The organism is Psychroflexus aestuariivivens, assembly GCF_004010055.1.
GTDB classification, from domain to species: Bacteria; Bacteroidota; Bacteroidia; order Flavobacteriales; family Flavobacteriaceae; genus Psychroflexus; species Psychroflexus aestuariivivens.
Genome location: NZ_RQVT01000017.1, coordinates 1 through 4,450 on the forward strand (window position 1 = coordinate 1; position 4,450 = coordinate 4,450).

Consider the following 4,450-nt stretch of genomic DNA (forward strand, 5'->3'; position numbering starts at 1 on the left):
AATAACAACGCTGAAAAGAAAAAAATGGCTTCGAAGTTAATCGCTTTTCAGTGAATTTTCTGATAACCAAAAACGCTGTACAACACTGTGTATACGCAATAGCTGGGTTAGTGACTGAAAACAAAGTTTGGGATAATTTGCTAACTTTGAAACTGAATTAAAAAGTTTTAGAATTTTTACGCGCTACTGCGCATACACGAACCCGTTAGCCACAAGCTGAATGAATCAACTGAAAGCCAAAATAAAATACCTGAAATCATTTCTAAAATCGGAATGGAATTTTAATGATTATCCATTAGAAACGTGGAAAAATCCAAATGCGGAACAAAACGACGTGGAATATGGAGCAAAATTTACGAACTGGTGGAGTTTAGTCGCTCACGGAGAAACGGAAAATAAAGCTGTTGAAAACCTAAAAAAACACCTCTCTGATTTTAAGAAAAATAATACGGAAATTCCAAGACCTGGAGCGAATGTTCCAATAGAATTTACCGAGAGTGACCGAATTGAAAAAAACGAACATATCGCAGTCGAATTTTTTGACAAAATAATCGGAATTAATTTCTACGACTGTTTTATATCTGACTTGAGTTCTTTGCACGATTTTGATTTAGCGGATGAACAAACTTTAGAAAAAATTAAATTGGAATTTGGGATAGTGCCTAAAGACAAAGACTATTTCTTATCCGATATTTTTGAACAAATAAATGAAAAAGCCAGTGGCTAACACTGTGTATACGCAATAGCTGGGTTTGTGATTGAAACCAAATTTTGCGATAATTTGCTAACTTTGAGACTGAATTTAAGAGTTTTTGAATTTTAACGCGCTACTGCGCATACACGAAAACGTTACCTGCAAGCTGAAAAAAGCCAAACGCACAAAAACAAAGAGTGCTATCGCACACATTGTTTTTTTGCCAACGCTGAATAAAATACTAACTTTGCGAATTAGAAGTAACACTTTAAAATTTAAAATGAATGGAAGACTTAAAGTCTGCAATTTGGCAAAATATAAAATTTGGGATTGAGCATAAATTAATTTCTCTTGAAGACGATGAAAGTCGTATAACATACTATTGCTCAAGAGAATATTCAACCTCATTTAAAAACCCAGAAGAAAAAATCAGAGCAGCTTATTATGTTGAATTAATACGAGACTATAAGTATCCAGCTAAAAGAATTGACATTGAAGTAAAAGTTGAGAGACGAATTCCTGATGACAGAGCAGACATAGTAGTCTATGAAGATGATGATTGTAAAAAACCATATTTAGTTGTAGAAGCAAAAAAAGATGGGATTACGGATGCAGAATTTAAACAAGCTATTGAACAAGCATTTGGTAATGCTAACAGTAAAAGAGCAAAATTCGCTTCCGTTGTTGCAGGAAACACAAGGACAGCATTTGATGTTGGCGGTTTTAAATCAAGTGAAAGGGAAAAAAATGTTATTGCTGATATACCTGAAAAATATGGAAAAGCACCAAAATACAAATTCATTAAAGGAGACAATCAAAGAGATTTAAAAAGTGTATCAAGGCAAGAGTTAATTTCTGCTCTTTCTAAATGCAATGACACAATTTGGCAAGGCGGTAAATTAGCACCTACAACAGCTTTTGACGAAGTTTCCAAATTATTGTTTTGCAAACTAAAGGATGAGAAAACTAAGCCAAATGGTAAATATTATGACTTTCAAATAGGAACCAACGAAACACCTGATGAAGTTTTTAAAAGAATTGATGCTATTTATCAAGCTTCAAAAAAAGGTAATGGAGAAGTATTCAACGAAGAAATAAAACTATCTCCAAAAATTGTTTATTCAGCAGTTGAACACTTACAGGAAATTTCAATAAACAAAACCGATTTAGATACTAAAGGTGTTGCTTTTGAAAAGTTTATGGAAGACTTTTTTAAAGGTAAAATGGGTCAATTTTTTACACCAAGAAACGTAATCAAATTTATGGTTGAACTTCTTCAAGTTGAGCACACGGATAGAGTTTTAGACCCAGCTTGTGGTAGTGGTGGTTTTCTTTTAAACTCAATGGATTATGTGAGAAACTATGCAGAAGAAAATTACGACCCATTTGAAGCCTATACAATTTGGCATAATTTCGCAAAAGACAATTTATACGGCATTGAAATAAATGACCAAATCGCCCGAGTTTGTAAAATGAATATGATTATCCACGATGATGGTCATACAAATGTCATTGCCTTTGACAGTTTGGAAAAATTTAAAAGAATTGAGAGCCACCATAAAAAATTTACACCAAATTCTTTTGACTACATTTTAACGAATCCACCATTTGGAGCTACTGTAAAATCAACTGAAAAGGAAGAAGGCTTTATAGAGCAATTTGAATTAGGTGGTAAAGTCAAAAAACGGAAAAATCAGAAAACGGAAATTTTATTTATCGAAAGATGTATTGATTTCCTAAAAGAAGGTTCAGGAATAATGGGAGTAGTTTTACCTGATAGCATTGCGATAAATTCTTCCTTACAATATGTTAGAGACTACATATTAGAAAAAACAAAGCTATTAGCAGTAATTTCATTGCCTGACATTGCATTTAGTCATTATGGGGCGAATGTAAAATCTTCATTACTTTTTGTTAGACGATTAAAATCTAAAGAAAAGAGAAATAATTATCCTGTTTTTATGGCTATGGCAGAAAGAATTGGATATACAGCAGCAGGTAAAGATGACTTAGTGAATGACTTAGATGGTATATTAGACCATTACAAGAGATTTGAAGTATTACCAGATAACCTCTCTATTGACAAAGAGTTTGCGGAAAAAGTCTTTGTAGTGAAGTCTGACGAGCTTAAAGGCAAAAGAATAGACCCTAAAGGTTATTCACCAGCTTTCAAACGATTAAAAGCAAAAATTGATAATAGAGCCTCAGAAAAAATTAAATTACAAGATTGTGTGATTTCTTCAACCTCTGGAGAATGGGGAAAAGACCCAAACGATGATAATATTCCAAATGATTATCAATTATGTTATGTCCTTAGAAACACAAATTTTGACAACAATTTTAATTTAGACTTATCCGATATTGCTTTACGATATATCCCTAAGAAAAAAATTAAAAAACTTAGTTTAAAGGAAAATGAAATATTAATTGAAAAATCAGGTGGTAGCCCAATCCAACCAGTTGGCAGAGTTGCGATTATTAAAAAATTACCAACTGACAAGCCAGTTGTATTTTCAAACTTTCTACAAAAAATTGTAATCAATGAAAATATTATGAACTCTGAATATGTCTACTCTTATTTAAGAAGTCTATATCATTTAGGCTATATGGAGTTTATTCAAAATCAAACAACAGGAATTAAAAATTTATTAAATGAAGATTTCTTTGATATTGACATAGTAAAATTGAATGAAAAAGAACAAAAAGAAATGGCTGATTTATATATCGGACAAATAGAAAACTCACTAAACGTAATTGAAAAGGCATATTCAGAATTAAACAAATCAAGAGAAGATGTAATTGATAAAATATTTTAATCCTACGCTTGTTCAAGCACATTGCAATCCTCGTTCCTGCGGTTGCAAAGAGCTTTCACGCCAACGCTGAAAACCAAGCAGAACGGAAGAAAGCCAGCAGGTAACAATGTGTATAAGCAATAGCGGGTTTTGTGCAAAATTGAAACGAAATGAATATTAATAAAGGTAAGTGTTTAACCGAAAAGTTAGTGGGTTTTAACCCGCTACTGCTCATACACTAGACCGTTGTGGTTAATTTGAACATGAAAAAACTACTGAAATTTATATTTATTGGACTTATTATAGTTTTAGTAATAGGATTTTTAGTTGTTCAATATTTAAAAAGTGATTTTTATAATCCATTCGACAATAAAAAATTTGAGCATCTAAAAACACAAATTGATAGCTCGAACGAACTTCCTTCCGAATTCGTTAAGGTTTTTAATGAGATAAATCCTATTACAAACACTGATGGAATTATAACTGACAGATTAAAAGAAAAATTTGATAGAGAATGCCCATGTTTGAGTGCTGGGAATATTAGCTTAGTAAATGAAATTAGTAGATTTAAGATAAATCAATATGTTCTTGGTTGGAAATTGGAAAAAGAATTTACACAAAAAGAATGCTTAAACTATTATGTTCAAAATTTTGATTTTCTAAATAATTCAAAAGGATTGAACTCCGCATCTGAGTTTTATTTTAATAAACGAATTTCGGATTTAAATTACGAAGAACTTGCAACTTTAGTATTAATGCTTAAAAATCCAACCTTATATAATCCGAAAAGATATCCAGAACGATTAAAAGAAAAACTTTCTGAATTAAAAAACTAACCACAACACTACATATCGCTCATTGCGGCGGTTGGGCTGAAATCGAAGTTTAGGATTTTCTGGAAGTTAAAATCAATAATTGAAAAATAATTACTAATTTTCCCGCAACGAGTCGATATGCGAGA

At 31.7% G+C, this 4,450-nt stretch carries 3 protein-coding genes; all 3 read left to right on the forward strand.

Annotated features, from left to right (window positions below):
• Positions 1-220 precede the first annotated feature (220 nt).
• The 3 genes from EIG86_RS02930 to EIG86_RS02940 all read left to right on the forward strand — a co-directional run bounded on the left by EIG86_RS02930 (position 221) and on the right by EIG86_RS02940 (position 4,325).
• Positions 221-727, forward strand: coding sequence for a hypothetical protein (locus EIG86_RS02930; RefSeq protein ID WP_127844653.1), 507 nt, complete (start codon positions 221-223; stop codon positions 725-727).
• A 251-nt stretch (positions 728-978) separates the two neighbouring features.
• Complete coding sequence (locus EIG86_RS02935; protein ID WP_127844654.1) at positions 979-3,510, forward strand: N-6 DNA methylase; 2,532 nt, start codon at positions 979-981, stop codon at positions 3,508-3,510.
• Between the two features lie 242 nt (positions 3,511-3,752).
• Positions 3,753-4,325 carry a transglycosylase domain-containing protein gene (locus EIG86_RS02940; protein WP_127844655.1) on the forward strand — a complete coding sequence of 191 codons (573 nt, stop codon included), beginning with the start codon at positions 3,753-3,755 and terminating at the stop codon, positions 4,323-4,325.
• Positions 4,326-4,450: the final 125 nt, after the last annotated feature.

Coding starts and splice junctions, on each gene's coding strand:
- EIG86_RS02940 (WP_127844655.1), top strand. CDS start 3,753: ATGAAAAAACTACTGAAATTTATATTTATTGGACTTATTATAGTTTTA.
- EIG86_RS02930 (WP_127844653.1), top strand. CDS start 221: ATGAATCAACTGAAAGCCAAAATAAAATACCTGAAATCATTTCTAAAA.
- EIG86_RS02935 (WP_127844654.1), top strand. CDS start 979: ATGGAAGACTTAAAGTCTGCAATTTGGCAAAATATAAAATTTGGGATT.